This is a genomic window from Nonomuraea sp. NPDC049625, assembly GCF_040675285.1.
In the GTDB taxonomy this organism is placed as follows: Bacteria; Actinomycetota; Actinomycetes; order Streptosporangiales; family Streptosporangiaceae; genus Nonomuraea; species Nonomuraea angiospora_A.
Genome location: NZ_JBFAOQ010000002.1, coordinates 972,926 through 999,452, shown reverse-complemented (window position 1 = coordinate 999,452; position 26,527 = coordinate 972,926). Strand labels below are relative to the sequence as shown.

The following is a 26,527-nucleotide window of genomic DNA, read 5'->3' as shown; positions in this document are numbered from 1 at the left end:
GACTCTCACCTCGACTTTCACCTCCACTTTCACATCGACGAAGCGAAGACCGGCGCCCTGGCGGCACCGGTCATGATCCCCCCTGCCCGTCGAAAGAAAGGCCCCCTCATGGGTCGCTTCACCAAGGCGCTGGCGTACGTGATCCCCGGAGCGCTGCTCGCGGCGCTGATGGGACCGGCGGCGCCCGCGACCGCCGCCGCACCGACCGAGGTCATGCCGGCCGACGTCCTCGAATCGTTCACCCAGTTCACGGGTAATCCCGCACCCCAGACGAAGTTAGTCACCGTTCAAGGGCAGCCGGACTTCGACCAGGCGCTGCAGGTCACGGTGACCGGGCAGCCGAGCTCGTCCGGCCTGGACGGCGAGTACTCCTTCGGCGTGGGCGTCCCGTCCGCGCAGCCCACGGTCAAGGGCGAGGCGATGCTGGCCACCTTCTGGGCACGGTCGGTCACGCCGACCCCGTCCGGATCCGGCCTGGCCCACTTCGTGTTCGAGCAGAACGGCGGGAGCTACAGCAAGTCCACCCAGGCGGCGATGAAGTTCGGGGCCGTGTGGCAGCGCTTCCAGCTGCCGTTCCGGATGGCCGCCGACTACGCGGCCGGGCAGGTCCGCGTCAACTTCTGGCTCGGGTACGGGCCGCAGGTGCTGCAGATCGCGGGCGTGTCGGTGCTGCGGTACGGACCGGGGACCCCGGCCGGGTGGCCGCAGGCCACCTACGCCGGTCGCGACGCGGCCGCGTCCTGGCGGGCCGCCGCCGCCGACCGGATCGAACGCGACCGCAAGGGCAACATCTACGTCAAGGTCGTCGACTCCCAGGGCCACCTCGTCCCAGGCGCCACCGTTCAGGCGGAGATGACCAGGCACGCCTTCAAGTTCGGCTCGGCCGCGGACGGTGTGCGGCTGATGACCCAGAACACCGCGGGGCAGAAGTACCGCGACACGCTGCTGGCCAACTTCAACCAGTTCACGCTCGGCAACAACCTCAAGTGGAACCACTGGGAGAACGTGACCGAGCGGAACACGTACACGCTGCCCGCGCTCCAGTGGGGACGCGACAACGGCCTGTTCGTCCGCGGGCACACCCTGATCTGGCCGTCGTGCGGGAACATGCCCGCCGACGTCTGCGGCCTGCGCAACGACCCCGCCGCGCTGCGGAACAGGATCGACACCCACATCACCGACGAGGCGAGCACGCTCGCCGGCAAGATCGACGAGTGGGACGTGGTCAACGAGCCGTACGCCAACCACGACGTGCAGAACGTGCTCGGCGACGGCGAGATCGACCGCTGGTTCCGGCTGACCCGGCAGGCCGACGCGGGCCCCAGGCTCTACCTCAATGACTACGACATCATCGAGGACAACGGCTGGGAGGTCCGCCACCAGGACCAGTTCGCCGCCCTGGCCCGCTCGCTGAAGGACGGCGGGGCACCCATCGGCGGGATCGGCATCCAGGGGCACTTCGCCGGTGAGCAGCTCACCTCGCCGCAGGACCTGGTCACGCTGATCAACAAGTTCGGCGGGATCGGCCTGCCCGTCGCGATCACCGAGTTCGACGTGGGCACCACCGACGAGCAGCTCCAGGCCGACTACACGCGTGACTTCCTCACCGTGATGTTCAGCATGCCGCAGGTCACCGGGGTCAGCACGTTCGGGTTCTGGGAGGGCGACACCTGGGATCCCAAGCGGGCCCTGTTCCGGACCGACTACACGCCCAAGCCGAACGCCGTGGCCTGGCGCGACCTCATCTACGGCAAGTGGTGGACCAGGGCGACGGCCACGACCGGGGCGACCGGATCGACCACGGTGCGTGGCTTCCTCGGCGACTACACCGTCAAGGTCACGGCCGGCGGCGTCACCAAGGAGGTCGCCGTCTCGATGCCGACCATCGCCGGCAAGGCGATCACAGTGGTCGTCGGCTGACGTCAGCACATCGAGTCGGCTCATCGAAAGGAAAGTCCATGTCAGCCATTCAGCTCAGCCGCCGGCAACTCCTGGGGGCCGCCGTCGCCACCGGCGGCGCCGCGTTCCTCGCCGGCTGCGGCGACTCCCGGCAGAACGCCGCCCCGGCGCAGGGCACCACGCTGGCGTACTGGGACTGGTACGTCAGCCAGGCGCCGTGGGTGGACAACGAGATCAAGCTCTTCCAGCAGGCCAACGGCAAGACCACGATCAAGAAGACCACCCAGGTCACCGACAAGTACCTCGACCTCGTGGCGCTGGCCTTCCGCAGCGGCACCGCCCCCGACGTCCTCCTGCTGCCCACCAAGCCGAAACTGGAGACGCACGTCGGCGAGGGCTGGCTGATGCCCCTGGACAAGTGGGCCACCCCCGAGTGGCGGTCGAGGTTCCCCGCCAACAGTTTCGTCGAGGGCGTCAACATCTTCGGTGGCAAGGTCTACTCCGCGCCCTTCAGCGGCCTGGCGCCGGCGCTGCAGCTCTACATCCACAACGGGGTCTTCAAGGAGGCCGGCCTGACCAACCCCGACGGGTCGGTGCTCATCCCGAAGACGTGGGACGACATCACCCGCGCCGCCGAGGCGATCACGAGCAAGAGTGGCGGCAAGGTCTTCGGGCTCGGCTTCGGCAACGCGCAGAAGGGGGCCCTGCCGTGGCTGATCGAGCTGTTCTGCCGCGGCGCCGGGTCGCCCGGGGGCACCCAGTCGGTCGACTACCGCACCGGGAAATGGACGTACGGGACCGACCGCAACTACGCCGACTTCCTCGCTCTCCTCCTCGACTGGAAGAGCCGCGGCTTCATCTACCCGAACTCGATGAGCATCTCGGACGAGCAGGCCAGGGCGTTCTTCTCGAAGGGCCGGTTCGGCATGATCGTCGGCGGCGTGTGGAACCAGGCACCCTGGGAGGAGGCCGGTTTCAAGGACTACAGCCTCATGACGCTCCCGTCGCCGACCGGCACCCCGCAGGGCTTCTTCTACGGGGCCCCGGGCAGCTACCTGATGGGCATCTCGGCCAAGGCCAGGAACCCCGACCAGGCGTGGGCCTGGCTCGACTGGTTCTACAGCCCCGCCGCCGGCAAGCGCTGGGTGCAGGGCGGCTACGGCCTGTCGGTCTACCCCGAGAACAACGACCCGGCGGGGGTGACCTCGCCGACCTTCAAGCAGTACGTGGCCATGGCGAACACGGCCCTCGTCGGCCCGGTGCCCGCCATCCGCAACCCGGAGATCGCCAAGGTGGAGGTGGCGCCGGTCCAGCCGGACCTCCCGGACGTCGCGGCCGGCATCTACACCGGCCAGCTCAAGGACACGCCCAAGGCGCTCAAGGAACTCGAGGACCGCCTCAACGGCGCCCTGGGCGAGGCCGTGTCGAAGGCCCGCGGGCAGGGGCTCAAGGTCAGCATGGACGACTACGTGTTCGCCGACTGGGACATCGCCAAGCCGTACACCACCAAGCGCGGATGAGCTGATGACGGACATCCAACTGGTCGGCCGGCCCCGCGCGCTGATCGCGGGCAGGGCCTCCCGCCTGCGACGGCGGATCGCCGCGGCGCGCTGGTCCTACCTGTACGTCCTGCCGATGCTGGTGCTGCTGCTGGCGTTCGTGATCTACCCGATCATCGCGTCGCTCGGCTACACCTTCTACCGGTGGGACGGGATCGGCGAGCCCGGCGACTTCGTCGGGCTCGCCAACTTCGCCCGGGTGATGACGGACTCCATCTTCTGGGGAGCCCTGCGCAACACGTTCTTCTACGTGCTGCTCGTGGTGCCCGTCCAGCTCGTTCTCGCGCTCGCGCTCGCCCTCGTGCTGAACAACCGCCGGCTGCGCGGGAGGACTCTGTACCGGACGCTCTTCTTCCTTCCGGTGGTGACGTCGGCCGCGGTCGTCGGCGTGGTCGTCCAGCTGCTCTTCTCCAATTTCGGCGACGTGGTCAACGACGTGCTGATGTCGATCGGCCTCACGGACGAGTACGTGGACTGGCTCGGCGACCCGAGTTTCGCGATGATCATCATCATCGGGGTCGGGATCTGGCACACGCTGGGCTACAACCTCGTCTATTTCCTGGCCGGTCTGCAAACGATCCCCGACGAGCTGTACGAGGCGGCGCGGCTCGACGGCGCGGGCGCCCTCGCGAGCTTCCGCTACATCACCGTCCCCATGCTCAGGTCGGTGGGGGTCGTCATCGTCCTGCTGTCGGTCATCGGCTCGTTCCAGGTCTTCGACCTCGTGCAGGTGCTCACCAACGGCGGGCCGTACTTCGCCACCGAGGTCGTGAACACCTACGTCTACCACCTGGCGTTCGGCGGGTTCGGCGGCACCGGCGTCGAGCGGGACGTCGGCCTGGCCTCGGCGGCGTCGTTCTTCTACGGGATGCTGCTCATCGTCTTCGCCGTGGCCCAGGCCCTCTTCCTGCGGGTGCTGGTCAAGCGCAGGGGAGGTCGCGCATGACCCGGCGCGCGCCGTGGCTGACACACGCGTTCCTGCTCCTCGGCGGGATCGCCTGGCTGTACCCGTTCCTGTGGACGCTGGGCAGCTCGCTGAAGAGCACCGACGAGTTCTTCGGCCGCGGCCTGAACCCGCTGCCCGGCACGCCGCTGTGGGCCAACTACGGGCAGGCCTGGCAGGGAGCGTCCTTCGGCCAGTACTTCCTCAACACCCTCACCATCACCGTCGCCACGGTGGTCATCACCCTGCTCGTCACCGCCATGGCCGGCTACACGCTGGCCCGCACCGAGTTCCCCGGCAAGGGGCTCGTTCTGGTCGTGGTCGCGGGGACGGTCTTCCTCCCCCACGGCTACACCATCATCCCGATCTTCGACATCATGGACGCGCTCGGCCTGCTCAACAGCCTCTGGTCGATCATCATCGTGCAGTCCGCGGGCGGGATCGTCTTCGGCACCTTCCTGTTCATGGGCTACTTCCGGGCCATCGACCACTCGCTGGAGGACGCCGCCCGGGTGGACGGGGCCGGCTTCCACCAGGTCTTCTGGCGGATCATGCTCCCGTTGTCGGGTCCGATGCTGGCCACGGTCGGCCTGTTCACCGCCATCTCGGCGTGGAACAGCTTCTTCATCCCGCTCGTGTTCACCCTCGCCCGTCCCGAGCTGCGCACCCTGGGTGTCGGGATGTACGCCTTCATCGGCGAGAACTCCACCGACTGGACGCTGCTGTGCGCCGGCTCCGTCATCACGCTCGCCCCCATCATCGCGATCTTCCTGGTGCTGCAGCGGTTCTTCGTGAACGGACTCGCCGGCGCCGTCAAGCAGTGACAGAAGGGTTTCCGTGTCCCATCCCCGGGGAGCCGGTCACCCTCTCCGGTGCAGAACAGGATTGAGCGGGGTGTCCGGGACGGCTCCCACCTCGGCTCCGGGCAACCACGCACGCAGGTCGTGCCGCTGGTTGTCGTTGACCGGCCGGGAGACCGTGATGTCGGCGTCCATGTAGATCACGGTCATGACCCGGCGCGGGAGGTCCGAGCGGTTCGGCGCGGCGTGGTGGAACGTCCACCCGAGGTGGTAGCTCACCTCGCCGAGCCGGTACGGCGTCCCGACCGACGGGAAGTCCCGCTCGGCCAGCGCCCGCTGCAGCTCCCGCTCGGACTCGTCACTGATGGGCAGGTCACGGCCGTACTCGAAGCGGTGGCTGCCGGCGGCGAAGGCCAGCGGCCCCATCTCGGCCGGCGTCTCCTGCAGGGGGATCCAGACCGTCACGGTCCGGTCGCCGGCCAGCGGCCAGTAGTACTGGTCGGCGTGCCACGGGGTGAACCCGCCGCCCGGCTCCTTGTACAGCGCCTGGTCGTGATAGAGCCGGACGCCGTCCACGCCGAGCAGCTCGGCCGCGATGCGGGCCAGGCGCGGGGAGAAGACGAACTCGCGGACGAGGTCGCTGTGCCGCCACAGGTTGGTGACCTGGAGGAACGCCTTGCCGTACGTGTCGCGTTCGGCGAGGGGGAGGTGCTGAGTGTTCAGGTCGATGACCTTCGCGGTGATCTCGGGTTCGTATGCCGCGATCGTCCCCGCGTCCAGCACGCCGGGCAGTTTCACGAAGCCGTTGTCGTCGAAATGCCGCAGCGCGGCGGCGTCGAGGTCGTACCGGGACTCGAGATCGTGGGGTGTGATCGTCATGCGACCAGCCTCGCCGCACCCTGGTGTTCGAGCCACGCGACGGATGACCGATTCCGATACTTTCATGACGACGGAGCACTATGCGCGCGTTCTACGAGCACATCGAGGCCAGCTCCCAGCTCTCTTGGACGCTGTACGTCCGCCAGGCGACGCACTTCCGCTTCGCCTGGCACTTCCACCGCGAATACGAACTGACCCTGATCACCCAAGGCACCGGCACCCGGTTCGTGGGCGACTGCGTCGAGGAGTACGGTCCCGGCGACCTGACCCTGATCGGCCCTCAGCTGCCGCACACGTACCAGTCGGTGCCCGGTCACGGCAGGCACGAGGCGATCGTCGCCCAGTTCCGCCGGGACTTCCTGGGACGGGACTTCTTCGACCGCCCCGAGTTCGCCGACGTGGCCGCGCTGCTTGAACGCTCGGCTCGGGGGCTGAGCTTTCCCCCGTACGCCGTGGACCTCGGCGACCTCGACGCGATGCCGCCGCCCGAGCGGACCCTTGCGCTGATCGACGCGCTCGTCCGGCTGTCGCGTCGCGCCGACACGCGCCCGCTGGCCGGCGACCGGTACGTCCCCTCCCTCAACGGGGCCACTCGCGACCGCATCGACGCGATCGTCCGGCTGCTCAACGAGGAGTACGCCGGGCCGGTCACGCTCGAAGCCGTCGCCCGCGCCGCCCACCTGGCCCCGGCCTCGGCCAGCCGGTTCTTCCGCCGCACCACCGGCGCCACGATCACCGGCTACCTCACCATGCTGCGGGTCAACGCCGCCTGCCGGTTGCTGAGGGAGACCGACCGCACCGTCTCCGGCATCTCCGCCGACTGCGGCTTCTCCAACCTGTCCAACTTCAACCGCCGTTTCCGGGAGCTGAGAGGCATGTCGCCACGCGAGTACCGGGCGCTCTGGCGGACCTGACAACGGGACCACGGCTGCCGGCTCCGTCGGCGATGCCTTGACCCCGGCTCACCGGTCCGGTCCTACCCGGAGGCCACGTTGCTGGACGGGAGCCCGAGCGCACGCGACCATGGCTTCATATGCCAGCAAACCAGCTAGGAATAGCACTCTTCGGACGGCAGTCCGAACAGCGGCGTCTCGGCGATTTCGTGGACGGCGTCCGCAAGAGCGGCGGGGCGATGCTGGTGCGCGGCGAGGCCGGGATCGGGAAGTCGGCCCTGCTGCTGGACACGGCGGGGGTCGCGGCCGCGCGTGGCATGCGCATCTTGCGGACGGCCGGTGTGGAATCAGAGACGCACATGCCCTTCGCCGGTCTGCATCAGCTGTTGCTCCCGCTGCGTACCGAGATCGGGGAACTGCCCGCTCCGCAGCGCGACGCGCTGGGAGCGGCGTTCGGGTTGACCGACGCCCGGGTGCCGGACCCGTTCCTCATCGCCCTGGCGGCGCTGAACCTCCTGGGCGAGGCCGCCGCCCGCTCGCCCGTCCTGCTCCTCGTCGAGGACGCTCACCGGCTGGACCGCGCGAGCGCCGACGTGCTCGCGTTCGTCGCGCGGCGGCTGGACTCCGAACCGATCGTGCTGCTGGCCGCGATACGCGACGGTTTCCAGAGTCCCCTTGACGGGGCAGGGCTGCCGGAGTTGCTCCTCGATCGGCTCGATGACACCGCCGCGACCGCCTTGCTGGACTCCTGCAGCCCCACCCTGACGCCGGCGGTGCGCACACGGGTGCTGCGGGAGGCTGCGGGAAACCCCTTGGCCCTCGTCGAGCTGCCGATCGCCGCGCGGGACAGGAAAGGGCCCCTGCCGCCGGGGTGGCTCCCGCTGACCACCCGGCTGGAACAGACCTTCACCGCCCGCATGTCGGGGTTGCCGTCGACCCTTCGGACCGTGCTGCTGGTGGCCGCGCTCAACGACAGCACCGCCCTTTCCGAGACCCTCGACGCCACCGCGCTGATCACCGGTGTACCGATCACGGCAGAAGATCTGGCTCCCGCCGTCACCGCACGGCTGGTCGACGTGCACGAAGCCGCGGTGTCGTTCCGGCACCCGCTCATGCGCTCGGCGATCTACCAGGGAGCGAGCATCTCCCAGAGGCACGCGGCGCACGCCGCCTTGGCCGACGTCCTCACCGGCCGGCCGGACCGTCGCCTCTGGCACCGCGCGGCATCCACCCCCAGACCGGATGAGAGCATCGCCGTCGAGCTGGAGACCACGGCCAAGAGCGTGCGACGTCGGGGCGACCTGTTGTCGGCCGTCGCGGCCCTGGAGCACGCGGTCAGGCTCAGCGAGAATCCCGCTCACCGGTGTGAACGGCTGGTACGAGCTGCCGAGTACGCGGCCGAGATGGGACGGCGCGACATCGTCATGCGACTGCTGGGAGAAGACGAGCAGCTGCAGCTGTCGGCCCAGCAGCAGGCCCGTATCGTGTGGATCCGCGAGAGCTTCCAGGACGGCATCCGGGACGACAGCGCGGCAGCGCACTCTCTGGCCGATCTCGCCGAGACGATGGCGGCGCAGGGGGACGTCGATCTCGCGCTGAAACTCCTGTCCAGTGCGTCCCTGCGATGTTTCTGGGCTCATGCTGACGAGCGGTCGCGGCAACGCGTCGTCACCGTGGCCGAGGGCCTGCCCGTCGACGATCTGGACGGACGGCTGCTGACGGTCCTGGCGTTCGCGGCTCCGATCGAGCGTGGCAAGGTCGTGATCGAGCGGTTACGCCATCTGGCCGCCCACCCGACCGGCGGGCGGCCGGCGGCCCGCCTGCTCGGCAGTTCGGCGTTGATGGTGGGGGCGTTCGACCTGTCGGAGGAGTTCTGCGCCGCGTCGCTGCCGGCCCTGCGCGCGCAGGGCCGGCTCAGCCTTCTGACACGAGACCTCGGGGCACAGGCGTGGAGCGCGGCCCGGCTGGCCGACCTGAGCGTGGCCATCCCCGCGGCCGAGGAGGCCGCCCGTCTGGCGCACGAGACGTCCCAGCCGCTGATGCACGCCATCGCTCAGGCCTCGGGCGCGGTGCTCGCCGCGCTGCGCGGCGAGCAGGATCGCGTGGAGAGTCTCGCGGTGGCGGCCGAGCAGGTGGCCCTGCCCGTCGGAGCCCGCCCCGTGCTGGCCACGGTGCAGCTCGCGCGTGGGCTCGCCGCGCTGGGCGAGGGACGTTACGCCGACGCCTTCGACCATCTGCGACGGATGCACGACCCCGCCGATCCAGCCTTCCACCTGGCGCTGCGCTGCTTTTCCCTGGCCGAACTCGCAGATGCGGCCGTGCACAGCGGTCAAGGTCGCGCGGTGGCCGGCATCATCGAGGAGTTGGAGGCGGTGGCGCTCACCACGCCGTCGCCGTCCTTGCACGCCGACCTGCGCTGCGCCCGGGCCGTCCTGGCCGATGAGGCGGCAGCAGAGCCCTTCTTCGATGCAGCGCTCGGGGCCGACCTGCGGCGATGGCCCTTCGTACGGGCTCGGGTGCAGCTGGCGTACGGTGAATGGCTGCGGCGCCAGCGGCGTACGGCCGAGTCGCGCGCGCCCTTGCGTACGGCTCGCGAGACGTTCGACGCCTTGGGGGTGATCCCCTGGAGCGAGCGAGCGCGCCAGGAGTTGCGGGCCTCCGGCGAGAGCAGCCGCGGGCGCAGCAGCGAAGCGCGCGACGTGCTGACCGCGCAGGAACTCCAGATCGCCCAGATGGCGGCCGACGGCCTGACGAACCGGGAGATCGGCGAGAAGCTCTATCTGTCTCATCGAACCGTCAGCTCCCACCTCTACAGGATCTTCCCCAAGCTGGGGGTCACCTCTCGATCGGCGTTGAGCTCGGCGTTGAGCACGGCCCTGCGCGTGTGACGCTCGGTGACGCAGTCATGTGACGCTCGCGAGGCGCGCAAGGGGCTTCCTACGGTGAGGCCATGACCACAGGGAGATCCTTCAGAAACGGCAGCACGCCGACCGTCGTACTGGTTCACGGCGCCTTCACGGACGCGTCGAGCTGGGCGGGCGTGATCGCCGAGCTCCAGGCTTCCGGGATCCCCGTGACCGCGGTGGCCAACCCGCTGCGCGGACCGGCCACCGACGCCGCCTACCTCGCCGGCGTCGTCGCCGCGATCGACGGTCCGGTCCTGCTGGTGGGTCACTCCTACGGCGGTGTGGTCATCACCCGGGCGGGAGCCCAGCCGGGCAACGTGATCGGGCTGGTCTACGTGACCGCTTTCGCCCTGGAGGAAGGGGAGAGCGTGCTGGACGTCACGGGCCGCTTCCCCGACAGCCTGCTGGGCCCGGCGCTGCGGCCGGCCGTCTTCCGCACGGGCGATGGAGAGGAGGCCGTGGAGCTGTATCTCAAGGACGACCAGTTTCCCGCGGTGTTCGCCGCCGACCTGCCCCGGCGCCTCACCTCGGTGGCGGCCGCCGCGCAGCGCCCCATCGCGGCCGTGGCGTTCGAGGAGAGCTCTCCCGCCGCGAGCTGGAAGACCCTGCCGTCCTGGTACGTCGTGGCGACCGCCGACCAGGCGATCCATCCCGCCGCACAGCGTTTCATGGCCCAACGCGCCGGGGCCGACACCATCGAGGTCGACGCGTCACACGCGATCGCGCTGTCGCAACCGGCAGCCGTGGCCGGCCACATCCGCGCCGCCGTCACCCAGGCCGTCCAGCACACCCATCCGGCATGACAGCCGTGTTCCTGAGGAGCAACCGATGACCGCACCGACCATTCCCGTCATCTTCATCCACGGCCTGTGGCTACACGCCACCTCCTGGTCCTCCTGGACGGAGCTGTTCACGACCGCCGGCTACGACGCGACGGCCCCCGGCTGGCCAGGGGACAGCGAAACCGTCGAACTGTCCAGAAAGGACCCCGACAGCATCGCCGACCACGGCATCGACGACGTCGTCGCCCACTACACGGAGATCATCAACGCTCTGGACGTCAAGCCGATCCTGATCGGCCACTCCTTCGGCGGCATGATCGCCGAGAAGCTGCTCGGGCAGGACCTGGCCAGGGCCGCGATCGCGATCGACGCCGCACAGATCAAGGGAGTGCTGCCGCTGCCGCTGTCGGCGCTGCGCTCGACCCTGCCGGTGTTCAAGAACCCGGCCAACAAGCACCGGGCCGTCTCCCTCACCCTCGACCAGTTCACCTACGCGTTCGGCAACGCCATCCCGGCTGAGGAGGCCGCCGAACTGTACGAACGCTGGACCATCCCCGCGCCGGGCAAGCCGCTGTTCGAGGCCGCCGCCGCCAACTTCTCCCCCCACTCGCCCGCCAAGGTCGACACCGGCAACAACGCCCGGGGGCCGCTGCTCCTGATCGCCGGCGGCAAGGACCACACTGTCCCCGAGACCGTCACCAAGGCGACCCTCAAGCAGTACCGGGACTCCACCGCGATCACCGACTTCCAGGAGTTCCCCGACCGCGGCCACTCCCTGACCATCGACCACGGCTGGCGTGAGGTCGCCGACGCCTGCCTGACCTGGCTCACCAGGAACGACCTTTAGACGAAAGCGTTGATCGCCGTCACCGGTCAACGCCGCGGATCGTGCCTCGGCAGGGCAGGATCGCGGTGGTGACCGGTGCCGGCAAGGGAATGCCTGCTGCACCGGTCGGGTACGTCCTGGCATTCGTCCGGCCGAAACGGAGCCGACTCCCCGAGGAGCCGGCTCCCTCTTCCATGGGGCCTTTGATCACTGTTGACCGTCTGGATCGAGCCACGTCGCCTCAGAGCACAGGACGCGTGCGGCCTCGTGCGGCTCCGCGTCTCGCACGACGTACCAGTTCGCCCGGCCGTTGTACCGTTCGGGGCGGAGAATCGTGACGATGCCCGACGCGTAGATCTGCCGGGTGTAGGGGTCGCGGGCATGAACCTGCCGGCCGACCACGAGGCTCTCGTCGAACGGCAGGCCGTCGATGATCTCGTCTTCCCATCGCCAGAGGCGCCGGGTGCTCCCGGGTTGGAGGCTCTCGACTCCGCGCTGGTGGTAGGGCATGGAGAACTCGCGGGCGTGTCGGGGGTTCAGGTCCTTGGCGATGCGTTCGTCGTCGGCGAGTTCGCGCAGGCGCTCCTCCTGGACGTGCGGTTCCCAGCCGTCGAAGCCGTGCGGCAGCCCGAACATCTGCCCAGTCCGGTCGAAGTAGCGATCGACGTAGGGATCGCGGAAGCGTCCCGGCCGGTCCTTGAGGCCGTCGAAGACGTCCTCGGTGATGGGCGTGTCGTCGGAGACGTCGGCGCCCTGCTCCCGAAGCCAGTCGTGGACCGTGACGCCCGTCTCGGCGAGCCGTTCCTCCAACCGTCGAAGCCGGTCACCGAACTCCCCGGGCTGCATGGCGGCCCACTCCTGCGCCGTGGAAACGGGGACGAGTGCTTGGCGGGGCTCCAGCGGCGGAGGCAGCATCTCGGGCGGGAGTGGCAACGGCACGTACTCCTTGGGCATCCGGATGAAGCGCTCCATCGCCCGCATATGAATGAGAGGGTCGAAAACATCGCGGATGGGCCAGAACCGCAACAGCCATCGCAGGTCGGGGCGTCCTCACCCCGCGCGTCGACCGCTCGCATGTGCGCGGTCAGTCCGTACTGGAAGTACGGCGGGCCGATGAGGAAGTCGTGGCCTCGCCCGTCCATCATGGAAACCAGGTGGGTCACTCCGCTGTCAGCCACGAATGTCGGCTGATCGACTTGCGTCCATGAGTCATCGACGCCTGGTGGCTCGGCGTCCCATGCCTCCATGCGGACGGCGGCGATGTTGTGGTAATCCTCCGGGTCTGGGCTGCTGATCGCGGGAAGATCGATGTCCGCGAGACCGAGTTCTCCGTACTCCACGTATAACTCGTCCTCGATGCTACGGAGCAGTCGCGCCATGGTGCCCTTCCTTCGTCCAAGCGGCAGTTGATGATCAAGGACAGCATGCCGTACAGGTGTGACAAGCTCGGCCGCCGGCTCCTCGCTGATGCGCGGATAACCCCACGAGGGGTTTCCCGGGCCAGGCGCCGATGACATTAGCGGCGGGAGCAGACCCACGAGCCCTGCAGGAAGGAGGGTGCAAATAAGGGTCATGACCGGAAGTCAAGGAGAGGCTATTCTCTGCCTCAAGAGAGCATTTCGGACTTGGCCGAAATCTGGAGCCCATGATGCGATTCCTTGCCGTCGTCCTGCTGCTGTTACCGCTGCTCCCGGCCCCTGCCTACGCCACTGACCTCCCCGGTGGAAGGCCAACTACGTCGTCACCCTGGGCCGGCTGCGCGCCGACGTCCGGGACAACTGGGTGCGTCTGGGCACGTACCAGTTCGCGACCGACGGCACCGTCACGGCGCGCACGTACCTGTGGCGGCAGACCGTGCCCGCCGCCCGCGAGGGTACCGGCACCACACCCGACCTCGACAGTTGCTCGACCGTCAGCGGCGCGGTCGGCCACACCCGCGCCCGCCACTGCGAGGTTCTGACGGCGGGCGGGTTCATGAGCTCCCCGCCCGAGTCGCGCACCGGGACCTTCGGCGTCGCCGGCGATGTCCTGAACATCACGTGGAACTTCGCCCAGGACTGGTCCGAACAGTGGTACCTGCGGCCCAACAGCGACGGCACGCTCGTCCGGCTGGAAAACAAGTACAACACCTTCGCCACCCACGCCTACGGCTACGGCAGCAACGCGGCGCTGTCCACGCGCCGGGCGATGAGCACCGTGCAAGCCTTCCCCGGGACGCTCAAGCAGGATCTCGCGTCCTGGACGAAGGAGAACGTGACCACCTCGGCCGGGCAGGTGTTCACCAACACGGCCTATCGCACGTGCGTGACGACGACCTGGTGCCTGACCTACGCCCAGCCGTCGTCGGCGAGCGCGTGCCAGGCGAGCGGCGGCTGCCCCAACTACGGCGGCGGCACGGCCACCAATGACAGCTCGATCCAGTACTACCTGGTCAAGGTCTCCAGCGACGACCGGCGCGACACGCTCTGGCACTGGTGTACGTGCCTGGCCAGGGAGCGCGGCGAGTTCTGCTACACCGGCAACTCCCACGTCAAGCCGCTGCTGCAGATCCTCGACGACGACGGCGGCTTCCACGGCTGGGTGGGCGCCGAGGCGTCCTTCTACCCTTCGGGCAGCGATCCGCGCTACTCCGACATGCTCGGCGTCTTGCGCCTCACCGACACCCGGTAGCCGCGGAAGACGCCGAACAGCAGGATCATGGCGCCGTTGCCTGATCCCCGAAGAAGGGGACTCCGTGCCCCTCGCAAGGAGGGGAACATCCAGCGCCGCTGGATGGTTACATCTGTCGTGGCCGGTGTGCCCAGTGTCCCCGGGCCTCACCTATTGCCTTCGCGGACTACCGTTCGGCTGGAGCCGCGTTGCGCCTTTCGCCGAGAGGCGACACGCACACCGGTACGCATACATTCACCGTGGGCCCGCCGGCATCAGCCGGCGGGCCCACGCTGTGTTCTCGGGCAGGCCGCCTCGCGAGGCCCTGAACGGTGCGGGGCCGGTCGAGGAAACGAGGGGCCGGCCGTCTTCGACGACGTTGCCGCCCGTACCGGCGACGTCGCAGCCTTCGCTCGTCGTGCGCCGTCCCCGGTCGCGCCGATTCCGTGCCGCAGACGCGAAGGCCTCCGGCGACGTTTCCTCCCTGGCGATCGGCCCGAGGGCGGTCCTCCGCCCGCTCGGGGACGCCGACGGCAAGTTCCTCGGGGCGTCGCCCTCACCCCGAACGGGGCCACCGCGTACGTCACCAACAGCGACTCGGACACGCTCACTCTTTTGGCGTGGTCAACTAGCCGTCCGAGCCGGCATCCGATGGCGGTGCCTCGACGACGAAGACCAGGAAGGCAAGCTTGTCCGCGAAGTCCTGGAAATCGTCCGGGAACAGCTCACGGGCGGCCGGGTCGGGCTGCGGCTCGCTGATGACGGCAAGGCGGAAGCCGGCGGCGGTGAAGGCGTCGGTCATCGCGTGCAACGGCCTGCGCCAGAAGGTCATCGGGAAGGACTTCCCGTCGAACGTCCACTCGTCGGTATGGCTGGTGGTCGCGAAATAGCTGCGCCGAGGAGGAGTCTGGCTCACGTGCTCCACGAAAGGGTGGTTCACCGACGCGATCAGCCGGCCGCCGGGCCTGAGCACTCGCCGTATCTCGGCCAGTGCCGGCCCCCAGTCCTCCAGGTAGTGCAGCACCAGCGACGCGACCACGTCGTCGAACGCGCCGTCGGCGAACGGCAGGGGATCGCTCAGGTCGGCCACCTGCAGGTTCGCGTCGTCACCGAGCCGCCGCCGAGCCAACGCCAGCATCCCGGCGCTGGAGTCGATGCCGGTGACGACGGCACCGCGGTCGCGTAGTGCGGCGGCCAGAGGGCCTGAGCCGCAGCCGGCGTCCAGGATCCGGCGGCCGGCCACGTCTCCGACGAGGGCCAGGATCGAGTACCGCGCCCAGTACTCGTTCAGGATGTTGTTCTCGGTTTCCGCCGAGTACGCCTCCGCGAAACCGTCGTAGTCGTTCACCTGGTCGGGATCCGCAGGCTGGGTTGCGGGCGAAACCCAGGAAGGATGCCCTATGGCGCCATTCTCGGGCACGTCGGTTACTCGTTCCATCGTCGCAGCCTAGCGATGATCGCCTGGCGCGTGATCCTTGGCAATTCCTCAAGGATCACCAACAACCCCTCCCCCACTGCCCTGCTCCGCGACAGATCCTCAGGCTGGGCAAGGCCGACATCAAGATCCGCCCCATCGGCCAGGAGACGGCCACCGCAGTCGTGCGGGCCGCCCCAAACCCGCAGGTTGGCTCTTCGTGGGCCCGAGGTCCATTTCTCGGCTTTGCGATCACCCCTGACTTCACACTTGCTTTAGGGGTGTCCGCGATGCATGTGACGCGGTTACCTTGGCTTCATCGAGCTCGCACGCGGAATATTCAACGCGAATCCCAGGAATGGGAATTTTGCCGACACCGTGCTCTGAGGGGGACCGGAATGCTGAGCTCCGTCGAAATTGTTGTGGGTCTTTTCCCGGGTCAGGGAGCCTATCTGCCGGGCGCTCTGCCACGGCTACGCGCACATGATCCCGGCACCGCCAAGGTGATCGAAACCATTGACACGGTGGCCGACGGCATTCTCGGAAAAGGCCTGAGCCGGGCCTTTTCCGATGATTCCGTCGATCAATTGGTCGAAGCGGCGCCGGACGTGCTCCAGCTGGCTGTTTTCGCCACTTCGGTCGCCGCCTTTCGTGCGCTCTCCGATCAGGGAGCGCGGTTCAGCGTGCTCGTCGGGCACAGTCTCGGCGAAATCGCGGCGCTGGTCGCCGGTGGCGCGCTGGACGTCGCCGAGGGCGCGGAGATCCTCTGCCACCGGATCACCGTGCTGCGCGAGCACGACACCAGCGGCGGCGGGCTGCTGGCGCTGGGCTGCGAGCCCGACCGGGCCCAGCAGATCCTCGACCTGCTGCCGACCTCCGGCGCCGTGATCGCGGTGGACAACGGACCGGCGCAGACGGTGGTCGCGGGGCGGGCGGACGCGCTGCGCCGCACGGCGACGATCGCCACCGCGATCGGGCTGCCGTCGACCACACTGCACTCGCCGCATCCGTTCCACAGCCCGCTGCTCGCCCAGGCGCGGCAGGAGCTCGCCCGCCGGCTCAGCGGATACGGCCGGAGGGGCCTGCGCATTCCCGTCTTCTCCCCTGTTCTCGGCCGCTACTACCGTGATTCCGACGACCTCGGCGAACTGCTCGCCTCCCACCTCGTCACGCCGGTGCGGTTCGGACCCGCCGTGGAGCGGCTGCATCGCTCGGGCGCCGGCGTATGGGTGGAGGTGGGCGCGGGACGCGCGCTGACGTCCCGGGTCCGCTCGATCGAGTCGTCCGCCTCCGTGCACACGCCGCTGCTGCCGGACCTGGACACGCTCCGCGAGACCGGCCAGTTCCTGGCTCCCGCCGCCGAGCCACGAACGGTCCGGCACACCGGCACGACCATGGCATACCCGCCCGCGCCCGCCGCCATGGCACCGGAGCCGAGCACGCCTCCCGCAGTGACACCGGAGCCGAGCACGCCTCCCGCAGTGACACCGGAGCCGGGCACGTCTCCCGCCCCGGTCCCGCCGCAGGACACGAGCGCGCCCTCTGCGCCGACGCCGCCGGCGGAGACACCCGCAGGGCCCACGTCGAGGGAGACGGTCGCCGTCCGGGTGCGTGACCTCTACGCCACCACGCTGGAGTACCCGGAGGAGGTCTTCGAGGACGGCGCCGAGTTGGAGGCCGACCTCGGCGTCGACTCGGTCAAGCGGGTGGAGCTGATGGGCAGGCTCGGCGTGCTGTTCGAGCTGGGCCCGCCGCCTGACGACATGCGGATGGCCGATTACCGGACGTTCGGCCAGGTGGTGGACTTCGTCCTCGACTCGCTGGCCAGGGCGGGCACGACATGACGGGCTTCCAGGGCCGCGTCGCCCTCGTCACCGGCGGCGCGGGCAGCGTGGGCGCGCGCATCGTACGCTCGCTCGCCGAGTCCGGCGCCAGGGTGATCATCAACTGCTTCCACTCCTACGACGAGGCCAGGACCCTCGCGGCCGAGCTGGGCGACGGCGTCGAGGTGATCAGGGCGTCAGTGGCCAAGCCGGATCAGGTACGACGCATGTTCGACCAGGTCAGCGCCACCCACGGACGGCTGGACCTGCTGGTGAACAACGCCGCGGGCGGGACGTTCACCGCCTGGGACGAGCTCGCGGAGGAGCACCTGGACCAGGCGTTCGAGGTCAACGTCAAGGGCGCGCTCTGGTGCGCAAGGGCGGCCCGCCCGCTGCTGGCCCGATCCGGCGCGGGCTGCATCGTCAACGTCTCCTCGCTCGGCGCGTCTTACGCCCCGGCCAACTACCTGCCGATCGGGCTGTCCAAGGCGGCTCTGGAGGCGCTGACCCGCTACCTGGCGGCGGAGTTCGCCCCGGACGGCATCCGGGTGAACACCGCCTCCGTCGCGCTCATGGACAATCCGGTCGGCCGCATGTTCCCGGGGTTCGAGTCGGTGAGCGCCAACCTGGTGGCGGCCACCCCGCTGGGGCGGCTGGCCACCCCGGACGACCTGGCCGACCTGGTCCTGCTGCTGGCCTCTCCCGGCGCGGGATGGATCACCGGGCAGACCGTGGTGGCGGACGGCGGCATGTCGTTGCAGCGCCGCGCCACGTCCCCAGACCCGGAGCAGCAACCAGAGCCGGCGCCGCAACCAGAACCGGAGCCGAAGCCAGACCCGGAGCCTGAGCCAGGGCTGGAGACGTATTCCGATCAAGACGTGGATCCTGTCGCGGTGGTCGGCATGGGGCTGGCCGTTCCGGGGGCCAGCGATCCGGACGGCTTCTGGTCGCTGCTCATGGAGGGCGCGGAGCTGTTCGTCGACGTCCCGGCGGATCGCTGGTCGATGGCGGGCTTCCACGACGACGACTCGAGCGCCGCCGACAAGACCTACCAGCGCCGCTCGGGCTTCATGACCGGCTTCACGCCGCACCCCAAGCTGGCCGCCGAGCGGCCGGACGACGGGCTCGACTTCACCACGGTGTGGCTGCGGCACAGCGTGCACCAGGCGCTGGAGGGCGTGGCCAGGCGGGACGGGGACACGTACACCGCCTGTTTCGGCTTCACCCCCGACGGCAGCCAGCACCTGCAGGAAGCGCTCATCCGCGAGGAGCTGGGCGAGGTCCCCGACTCCGTGCTGTGGCACGGTGACGCCACCCGATCGCAGCCGTTCCCGCACCGGATCGGCGCCAGCGCCATCGAGGGCCTGTTGCCGGCGGACACCCGGCTGCTCATGGTGGACACCGCGTGCTCGTCCTCGTTGTACGCGATCGACCTGGGACTGCGTGACCTGTTGTCCGGCCGGGCCGACGTCGCCGTGTGCGGCGGGGCGTTCGCGCTGGTCCCCAGCGGGTCGGTGCTGTTCTCCAAGCTGTATGGGTTGTCCAGGAGCGGAGAGGTGCGCGCGCTCGACAGGACCGCCGACGGCGTGCTGTTCTCCGACGGAGCGGGCGCCGTGGTACTGAAGCGGCTGTCCAGGGCGCTCGCCGACGGTGACACCGTGTACGGCCTGGTCGCCGGGGTCGGCCTGTCCGCGGACGGCAAGGGCAAGGCCATCTACGCGCCGTCCAGCGCGGGCCAGGAACTGGCCGTCGCCCGCGCGCTGGACAAGTCGCGCGTGGAAGCCGGCGAGGTCGACTGGGTGATCGCGCACGCCACCGGAACCCCGGCGGGCGACGAGGCCGAGTTCCTGAGCCTGCGCGCGGCCTACGCCGGGACGCATCCGGTCCAGGTGACCTCGAACAAGTCCCTGATCGGCCACACGGGCTGGGCGGCCGGGGTGGTGTCGGTCATCCACGCTCTTCTGGGGCTGCGGCACGAGGTCATTCCCGCTCAGCACCGCTTCTCGGCGGCCCCGGACAGCTTCGGCCTGGAGTCGTGCAATCTGGAGATCCCCGAGCGACCCGTGCCCTGGCCGGCGCGGCCGGACCGGCCGCGCACCGTGGCCGTGTCCGGCTTCGGTTTCGGCGGCACCAACGCGCACCTGCTGATCCAGGAGTTCCGGCCGGGCCGTCGCGGCAAGGCCGGCTACGGAGCCAGGACCGGCGAGCCCATGGTGATCGTCGGCTGGTCGGCGCACGTGCCCGGCGCCGAGAGCAACGCGCAGATCGCGGAGTGGGCACAGGGCAGGCACATCCTGCCGAACTCCTTCGGCGACGGCTACCCGAGCCCGCCGTTCGCCCGGCTGCGCCTGCCGGCCTCCACGATCCGGGCGACCGACCGCACCCAGCTCATGATCATCGAGTGCATGCACCGGATGGACCCCCGGATCCGCGAATTCTGCCAACGGCACAGCCGTACCACCGGAGTGGTGGTGGGCCACACCGGGCCCACCAGGAACGCGGTCCTGTACGCGATCCGCGCCCACCTCGACGAGCTCGACCGCCAGGCCGTCCCCAAGGCGCAGGAGCTGCGCGAGCGCGTGACCGGACTGATCGCCGCGCCGGACGAGGACTCCTTCCCCGGCGAGATGCCCAACGTCATCCCCGCCCGGCTGTGCAGCTACTTCGACCTGCGTGGGCTCAACATCGCCGTGGACGGCGGCGGAGCCTCGCTCGCCGACGCCTTCGAGGTGGCCGAGTGCTACCTGGACTTCGGCGACGTGGACGCGGTCCTGGTCGCCGCGAGCAACGGCAACAGTCTCACGTCCTGGGGCCGCCTGCTGGGCTGCGGGGAGATCGGCGAGGGGACGTTCCTGTTCGCGATCACCAGGAAGTCGCTGGCGCTGGCCGAGGGCCTGCCGGTGCTCGCCGAGGTGTCCGTGGAGTCCACCGTGGAAGAGATGCTGGAGGCCATCGCATGACCCGCGCGAACTTCCTGGGCGCGCAGGGCGGGCGCGAGCTGATCGCCTTCCTGAGCGGCGCGCAGAGCCGGACGGCGGTCGAGCTCAGTGCCGACCGGCAGGCGAGCCCGCGGGTGATCCGGCTGAGCAGGCAGCCGAAAGCGGCCAATCTGCTGGACCGCCACGTGATCGAGCTGGCACCCGCCCCACGCCGGCCCATCCGCTCCGCCCCGCCCGCGATCCCGGCGGACTCCGTCGTGCTCACCAACTCCGCCGCGTTCCGCACCGCGCTGGCCCACCAGGACGGCCAGGCACCCCGGCACGTACGGGTGCTGGTGGACGCCACCGATCCCAGCCTGCGCGAGGCCCGCTGGTCGGACCCGGTCCGCGAGCTGCTCGCGCTGCACGAGCGCACGTTCATGACGGCCAAGGAGTGCGCGCCACGCCTGGCGGGCGGCTCGTTCGTGGTGAGCGTGGTGGGCGGCGTCACCGAGGCGGGGGTGCCGCTGCCCGTCACCGGGTTGTTCACGGGCCTGGTCAAGAGCCTGGCGCTGGAGCTGCCCGACACGAACGTGCTCGCCACCGTGCATGCGGCGGCGCCGCTGGAGGAGGTGCTGGCCACGGTGAGCGCCGAGCTGGGCGCCGGCCAGCTCCTCCCGGTCACCTATCACGTCGGCGGGCGCCGGCTCACCCCGCGAGCGGTGCCCGCCGAGGCCACACCGGACGGGATGCCGGCGCTGGGCCAGGACTCCTTGGTGGTGGCCGCGGGCGGGGCGCGCGGCATCGGCGCACCCATCCTCACGGCGCTGGCCGGGCGATACCGCCCGCGCATCGTGATCCTGGGCAGCTCCCGGTTGCCCGGCGACTCCGGGGAACTGCCCGAGCGCAGCACGTTCATCAGGGCCCAGCTCAACGGGCCGGACCGGGTCAGCGTGGCCGAGGCGAACGCCAGGTTCGACCGGCTGCGCGAGCAGCGGCAGGTCCGGGACACGCTCACCGAGCTGGAGCGGCTGTCCGGGCCCGGGCGGGTCCGCTACCTGCGCTGCGACCTCCGGGACCCGGACGCCGTCAGGCACGCCGTCGACTCCGTGGACGGCCCCATCGACCTCCTGCTCAACATCGCCGGCACCAACCGGGCCTCCGACGTCACCGCGAAGTCCGTCGGCGACTTCCGCACGGTGCGTGACCTCAAGGTGCACACGTACCTGAACCTCAAGGAGGCGCTGCGCGGGCGGGAGCCGCGCCGCTGGTGCAACTTCGGCTCGTTCATCGGGCTGACCGGCCAGCGCGGCGAGACCGACTACGCCGCGGCCAACGACTTCCTCAACATGGCCGCGATGAGCGCGGAGAACGAGTTCACCATCGGCTGGACGCTCTGGCGCGACGTCGGGCTCGGTGCCACCCCGCTGATGCGCGCCTTCCTCGCCGAGATCGACGCGTACACCCCGATGCCGACCGAGGAAGGCGTCGACCATTTCCTCACCGAGCTGACCGCCGTGCGGGACGCGCCGGCCACGGTGTTCCTGGGCGACAAGGAACGGGAGCTCGTCAGGGGCATCCGGCCGGAGTTCCTGGACTTCTGCATGGGCGAGGCGCGCGCGCTGCCGTACATCGACACGGTGCTGCGCCGCAACGCCACGGAGCTGGTCGCGGAGCGCACGTTCACCCTGGACAGGGACGGTTATCTGGAGTTTCACCAGGTACGCGGTTATCCGACCCTGCCCGGCACGTTCGTGCCCGAGCTGGCCGCGCAAGCCGCGGTCTCGCTGGTGCCGAACCGGGTCCCGGTCGTCTTCGAGGACCTGCGGCTGGAGTCGTTCCTGCGGATCTACCGGAAGGACCGGCCCGAGGTCAAACGGCTCACCGCCACGCTGCTGCGCACCGACGAGCGCGAGTCGGTGGTCGCCGTCCGCGTGCTGGGCGACGTGGTGGCGCCGAACGGCGTGACCATCGCCCGCGACAAGCTGCACTTCTCGGTCACCGTACGGCTGCGCGACGCTCCCGTGCCCGGCCCGAGGTGGACGCACTGGGACGAGCACGGCAGCAGGCCCCTCCGCGACCCCTACCACGCGCCCGGGTCGGACGTGCTCCTGCGCGAGGTGTTCCGGTCGACCACCGGCACCCGGGAGCATCCGCTGGGACGGCGAGGCCGGCTCGCGCTCGACGCGCCAGCGCTGCGACGCTGGTTCCCCGACCTGCTGGTCCCCTCCGTCACGCTCGACGGTCTGGTGCGCGTGGCCGTCCTCCACACCGTCGCGGACCGCTGGACGCCCGTCGCGATCCCGCGCACGGTCCGCCGGATCGACCTGTACGGCGGCCACACCGACCTGACGCTCGCCGCGCTGACCGAACCGGTCGAGCTCTACGTCACCCCCGTCGACCTCGACCTGGAGGATCCCGAGCCGGAGAACCGGGCGATCGCGGTGGCCGCCGACGGCGAGGTGCTGCTCCAGGTGAAGGACATCACGGGCGCCATCGTCGGCTACGTGGACCAGGAGACCGGCCAATACCTCGACAGGGAACGATTCGACCGCCAGGAGCGCTCATGACCCGCCAAGGAACCTGCCCTGTCGCCCACGGCCCGGCCGGGCTGCCGGTGATCGGTGACGCCATCCCCTACTTCAAGGACCCGCTGGCCTACACCCTGCGCATGCAGGAACGCGACTCGCTGGTGTCGGTCAAGCTGCCCATCCCGTTCGTGCAGGTCACCGAGCCGGAGGCGATCGAGCGGGTGCTGCGTACCAACCCGGACAACTACGTACGGGGCAAGCTCTACCGCGGATTCTCCGGCGTCATGGGCTCCGGCCTGCTGACGCTCGACACCGACCAGTGGCGCGCGCCGCGCAAGGCCGTCCAGCCCGCGTTCAGCCTGCAGCTCGTGCGGAGCAACGCGCGCGAGGCCGTCGGCGCCACCGAGGAGGTCGTCCGCCGTTGGACGGCGCACGCGAAGTCCGGCGACGTCGTGGACGTGGCACCCGACCTGATGGACATCGCCGCCAGGGTCCTGGGCATGGCGCTGATCAGCCAGGACCTGTCGGGCACCGACTACGCGCGAGCCGCCGCGATCGCCAACAAGGTCATCTTCACCCGCACGATCATGGGCCTGCCCGCCATGATCCCCTCCTTCGTGCCGACCCGGTATCACCGCGACCGGAAGTGGGCGGACCGGGTGCTCGACGGCATCATCCACCGGGTGATCAGCTCGCGCCGCGCCAGCGGCGAGTACGGCTCCGACGCCGCCGGGCAGCTGCTCGGCGCCGGCCTTTCCGAGGCGGAGGTGTCGGACAACCTCCGCACCCTGCTGCTGGCCGGCTCCGACACCACCGGCCAGGCGCTCGCCTGGACCATGTACGAACTGGCCAGGCACCCGCAGGCCCGCCGCGCCGTCGAGCGCGAGGTCGACGAGGTGCTCGCGGGCCAGGCGCCCGCACCCGACCGGCTGGGCGAACTGGTGCAGACCACGGCCGCGATCAACGAGGCGCTCCGGCTGCACCCGCCGGTCTGGCAGTTCCCGCGCGACGCCGTCGAGCCGGACTGCCTGGCCGGCCGCACGGTGCCGGCGGGGACGACGGTCCTGCTCAGCGTGTACGGCACGCACCGCTCACCGGAGCACTGGTCCGACCCGGAGGCCTACGATCCCCGGCGTTTCCTCGACGACACCCAGGGCAAGCGGCACAAGTACGCCTTCCTGCCGTTCGGCGGCGGGCGGCGCATGTGCATCGGCAAGGGGCTGGCGATGGCCACGCTGGTGACCGCGGTGGCCATCCTGTCGCAGCGCTACCGGCTGCGGCTGTCGGGTGCGCACACGGTGCGCAGCGGACACTACGTGACTCTGTTCCCCAGCGGCGGGATCCCCGCGGTCGTGCAGGAGCGGACATGACGGCCGCCGCGCCGGTCCGCCCGCACCTGGTGTCCTTCGACACCACCTCCTTCGTCCGGCCGGTCCGTCGCATGATCTGGGATCCCGTACCCCACCCACTTCCGCCTCCCTCTCCTGTGGCGCGGCGGCTGCTGGTCATCGGCTCCGACGCAGAGCTGGCCGCGGAGGTGGCGCGCGCGCTCGGCGCGGACCTCTGCGTGCCCGGCCGCGAACCCGAGCGGGACGACTGGGACGGGATCATCGACCTGAACGTCGTGGGCGTCCCCTACCGGTTCGACGGCGGGGAATGGCGGGACGCACTGGCCAGGACGACCCGGATGGTGCAGCGCAGATACGGCGCCTGGGGAGCCGACCCCCGCGCCGACCGGTACTGCTACGTCGCCGTCACCGCCATGGGCGGGCTGATGGGTTACCACGACGGGGCGATCGACTCCCCGCTGGGCGGAATCTGGGCCGGCTTCGCCAAGTGCCTGCCCCGCGAGCTGCCCAACCTCGCGGTGAAAGTCCTGGACGTCGACGCCGTCGACCCGGCCCGCCTGGCCCAGCTGCTGACGGCCGAGCTGGCGGCCTGGGACCTGTTCGAGATCGGCTACCGGCAGGGAGTCCGCCACGCCTTGAACGCGCGGCCGAGCCCGGAACCGCCGCCCCGCGTCGAGCTCGGGTCCGACGACGTGGTGCTGATCTCGGGGGGCGCCCGTGGCGTCGGCTTCGCCCTGGCCCGCGGGCTCGCCGAGGAGGTCGGCTGCCAGGTCGTGGTGACCGGCCGCGACGAGCTTCCGGCCGACGCCGGCTGGCTGACCATGGACGACGCGGACTACTCCGACTACTGCCGGGCCAGAGTGCGGTCCGCCCGCACCGCCAGGGAACTCCGGGACGTACGCGCCGCGCTCAAACGCGAGGCCGAGCTGCGGCAGGTCGGCGCGAACCTGGCAGCGGCCCGGCGGGACGGCCTGCGCATCACGTACGAGCCGTGCGACTGCGTGCGGCCGGAACAGGTCGACGCGCTGTTCGCCCGCATCCCCGATCCCAGCGTGATCGTCCACAACGCGGGCATCGACGTGCCGACCAGGCTCGACAACAAGACCCCGGAAGACGTGGTGCGAACGGTCGACGTGAAGGTGACGGGCTTCGCCAACCTCACCCGCGCGGTGCTCCACACTCCCGGGAGGCGGGACACGCTCAAGGTGTTCTGCAACGTCGGCTCGCTGGCCGGACGCATGGGCGGCATGATCGGGCAGATCGACTACGCGGCGGGTAACGAGGCTCTGTCCAGACTCGGGTTCTGGGCGCGCAACACGCTTGGGCTGCCCGCGCAGACGTTGTGCTGGCCGACCTGGGAGCGGCTCGGGGTCATCGCCAACTACGACGCGGCGGTCCGCTACGTGTCCACCATCGATCCGGCCGAGGGAGTCCGGCGGTGGATCCGCGAGCTGCGCTCCGGCCACACCGGGGAGGTCATGTTCATCGGCCAGGTCGGCAGCATGCTGGTGCCCACTCAGCTACGCGGCTTCCGGCTCTTCACCGGGCATCCGGATCTGCCCAGGTTGCACGGGCTCGCGCATTTCCTGGGCTCCGTCGAGCTGTTCGAACCGTCTCGCCGGCTCCACAGCAGCGTGATCCACACGCCGGGCTCTCATCCGTGCCTGAACGAGTTCACCGTGGACGGGCGTGCCGCGTTGCCGATCTCGGTGCTGATCGAGCAGGCGTGCTCGGTCGCCGACTGGGTCGTGCCGCCGGACCGGCCGCCGCAGCACCTGGTCGAGGTGCGGGACGTGCAGGTCCGGCTGTCCGCGCTGGTCCTGGCCCCGGACGGGAGCCGGTTCACCACCCGGGCGCTGGGCGAGACCCTGGAGGAAGGCTGGAGCGTCCAGGTCACGATCACGGCGGAGACCGGGGAGACGGCCGGGTCGATGCGACTGCTCTACCGGTCGTCGCCGCCGGCGCCTCCGCCGTCCGTGCCGCCATCGGTCACGCGCGGCGTGGCTGCTTCTGGCGGGCGGCTGGCCTGGTCGGGGCTGGTGCTCGGCGCGGGAGACCGGCTGCCCGCCGTGACCGCCGCCGATCTGTGGACGTCGCCGTTCCCGCCGCAGCACGGGATCGCCCCCGCCGCGCTCGACGCCGTGGTGCGCCGAGCGGGGCCGGTGACGGGCGATGTCGTCGAGATCGCCCGTGTCGTTCCGTATCCAGGGGCGCAGCAGGTCGACGAGCTCCGGCCGGTCGCCGGCGGCTGGGCCGGGCTGAGATCAGGCCGCCAGGTCCTGTCCATCGAGGGGGTGTCAGCCGGGCCCGCCCTGCCCGCTCCCTGAGCCCGCCCGAGGGCCGTTGCGGCGAGCGC

Annotated in this window: 17 protein-coding genes; 14 read left to right on the top strand and 3 right to left on the bottom strand. The window is 70.1% G+C overall.

Translation table 11 applies throughout. The annotated features are described in order from the left end of the window. The first annotated feature begins 108 nt into the window (after window positions 1–108). The 4 genes from AB0J87_RS11990 to AB0J87_RS11975 are packed head-to-tail and all read left to right on the top strand — an operon-like array spanning window position 109 to window position 5,225. Window positions 109–1,920 carry an endo-1,4-beta-xylanase gene (locus AB0J87_RS11990; protein ID WP_363964510.1) on the top strand — a complete coding sequence of 604 codons (1,812 nt, stop codon included), beginning with the start codon at window positions 109–111 and terminating at the stop codon, window positions 1,918–1,920. Window positions 1,921–1,958: 38 nt separating this feature from the next. Then, window positions 1,959–3,419 carry an extracellular solute-binding protein gene (locus AB0J87_RS11985; protein WP_363964508.1) on the top strand — a complete coding sequence of 487 codons (1,461 nt, stop codon included), beginning with the start codon at window positions 1,959–1,961 and terminating at the stop codon, window positions 3,417–3,419. A gap of 4 nt (window positions 3,420–3,423) precedes the next feature. Continuing rightward, window positions 3,424–4,404: a sugar ABC transporter permease gene (locus AB0J87_RS11980; RefSeq protein WP_350734863.1), complete on the top strand. Its 981-nt coding sequence runs from the start codon at window positions 3,424–3,426 to the stop codon at window positions 4,402–4,404. Beyond that, the gene (locus AB0J87_RS11975; protein WP_363964505.1) at window positions 4,401–5,225 is read left to right on the top strand and encodes a carbohydrate ABC transporter permease; all 825 of its coding nucleotides are present in this window, start codon (window positions 4,401–4,403) and stop codon (window positions 5,223–5,225) included. The genes AB0J87_RS11980 and AB0J87_RS11975 overlap by 4 nt, the downstream gene beginning before the upstream one ends. Before the next feature lie 36 nt (window positions 5,226–5,261). Here the strand turns inward: AB0J87_RS11975 and AB0J87_RS11970 are convergent, their stop codons facing one another. Further along, entirely contained in the window at window positions 5,262–6,080 is an 819-nt protein-coding gene (locus AB0J87_RS11970) for a phytanoyl-CoA dioxygenase family protein (protein WP_363964504.1), read from the bottom strand. A gap of 80 nt (window positions 6,081–6,160) precedes the next feature. Here AB0J87_RS11970 and AB0J87_RS11965 point away from each other — a divergent pair, with 80 nt between their 5' ends. The 4 genes from AB0J87_RS11965 (at window position 6,161) to AB0J87_RS11950 (ending at window position 11,508) form a co-directional block, all read left to right on the top strand. Further along, the gene (locus AB0J87_RS11965; RefSeq protein ID WP_363964502.1) at window positions 6,161–6,994 is read left to right on the top strand and encodes an AraC family transcriptional regulator; all 834 of its coding nucleotides are present in this window, start codon (window positions 6,161–6,163) and stop codon (window positions 6,992–6,994) included. 119 nt (window positions 6,995–7,113) lie between these two features. Continuing rightward, a complete protein-coding gene (locus AB0J87_RS11960; protein ID WP_363964501.1) occupies window positions 7,114–9,861 on the top strand; it encodes an AAA family ATPase in 2,748 nt (915 codons plus the stop codon). A gap of 62 nt (window positions 9,862–9,923) precedes the next feature. Continuing rightward, a complete protein-coding gene (locus AB0J87_RS11955) occupies window positions 9,924–10,682 on the top strand; it encodes an alpha/beta hydrolase (protein WP_363964499.1) in 759 nt (252 codons plus the stop codon). 25 nt (window positions 10,683–10,707) lie between these two features. After that, window positions 10,708–11,508 (top strand): alpha/beta hydrolase, encoded by an 801-nt coding sequence (locus AB0J87_RS11950; protein ID WP_363964497.1) that lies wholly within the window; start codon window positions 10,708–10,710, stop codon window positions 11,506–11,508. A 186-nt stretch (window positions 11,509–11,694) separates the two neighbouring features. Here the strand turns inward: AB0J87_RS11950 and AB0J87_RS11945 are convergent, their stop codons facing one another. Further along, on the bottom strand, window positions 11,695–12,459 hold the full coding sequence (locus tag AB0J87_RS11945) for a hypothetical protein (RefSeq protein WP_363964495.1): 765 nt from the start codon (window positions 12,457–12,459) through the stop codon (window positions 11,695–11,697). 810 nt (window positions 12,460–13,269) lie between these two features. On the opposite strand from AB0J87_RS11945, the gene AB0J87_RS11940 reads away from it, so the two are divergent. Further along, window positions 13,270–14,157: a hypothetical protein gene (locus tag AB0J87_RS11940; RefSeq protein ID WP_363964493.1), complete on the top strand. Its 888-nt coding sequence runs from the start codon at window positions 13,270–13,272 to the stop codon at window positions 14,155–14,157. Window positions 14,158–14,764: 607 nt separating this feature from the next. On the opposite strand, the gene AB0J87_RS11935 is transcribed toward AB0J87_RS11940, so the two are convergent. Continuing rightward, window positions 14,765–15,484 (bottom strand): methyltransferase domain-containing protein, encoded by a 720-nt coding sequence (locus AB0J87_RS11935; protein ID WP_363964491.1) that lies wholly within the window; start codon window positions 15,482–15,484, stop codon window positions 14,765–14,767. A 356-nt stretch (window positions 15,485–15,840) separates the two neighbouring features. Here AB0J87_RS11935 and AB0J87_RS11930 point away from each other — a divergent pair, with 356 nt between their 5' ends. The 5 genes from AB0J87_RS11930 to AB0J87_RS11910 are packed head-to-tail and all read left to right on the top strand — an operon-like array spanning window position 15,841 to window position 26,498. After that, the gene (locus tag AB0J87_RS11930) at window positions 15,841–17,394 is read left to right on the top strand and encodes an acyltransferase domain-containing protein (RefSeq protein ID WP_363964490.1); all 1,554 of its coding nucleotides are present in this window, start codon (window positions 15,841–15,843) and stop codon (window positions 17,392–17,394) included. Beyond that, complete coding sequence (locus AB0J87_RS11925; RefSeq protein ID WP_363964488.1) at window positions 17,391–20,333, top strand: SDR family oxidoreductase; 2,943 nt, start codon at window positions 17,391–17,393, stop codon at window positions 20,331–20,333. The genes AB0J87_RS11930 and AB0J87_RS11925 overlap by 4 nt, the downstream gene beginning before the upstream one ends. Beyond that, complete coding sequence (locus tag AB0J87_RS11920; protein WP_363964486.1) at window positions 20,330–22,861, top strand: KR domain-containing protein; 2,532 nt, start codon at window positions 20,330–20,332, stop codon at window positions 22,859–22,861. Before AB0J87_RS11925 ends, AB0J87_RS11920 begins: the two co-directional genes overlap by 4 nt. Next, window positions 22,858–24,192, top strand: a complete 1,335-nt coding sequence (locus AB0J87_RS11915; protein ID WP_363964484.1) for a cytochrome P450 — start codon at window positions 22,858–22,860, stop codon at window positions 24,190–24,192. Before AB0J87_RS11920 ends, AB0J87_RS11915 begins: the two co-directional genes overlap by 4 nt. Next, complete coding sequence (locus AB0J87_RS11910) at window positions 24,189–26,498, top strand: SDR family NAD(P)-dependent oxidoreductase (protein ID WP_363964482.1); 2,310 nt, start codon at window positions 24,189–24,191, stop codon at window positions 26,496–26,498. The genes AB0J87_RS11915 and AB0J87_RS11910 overlap by 4 nt, the downstream gene beginning before the upstream one ends. Window positions 26,499–26,527 lie beyond the last annotated feature (29 nt).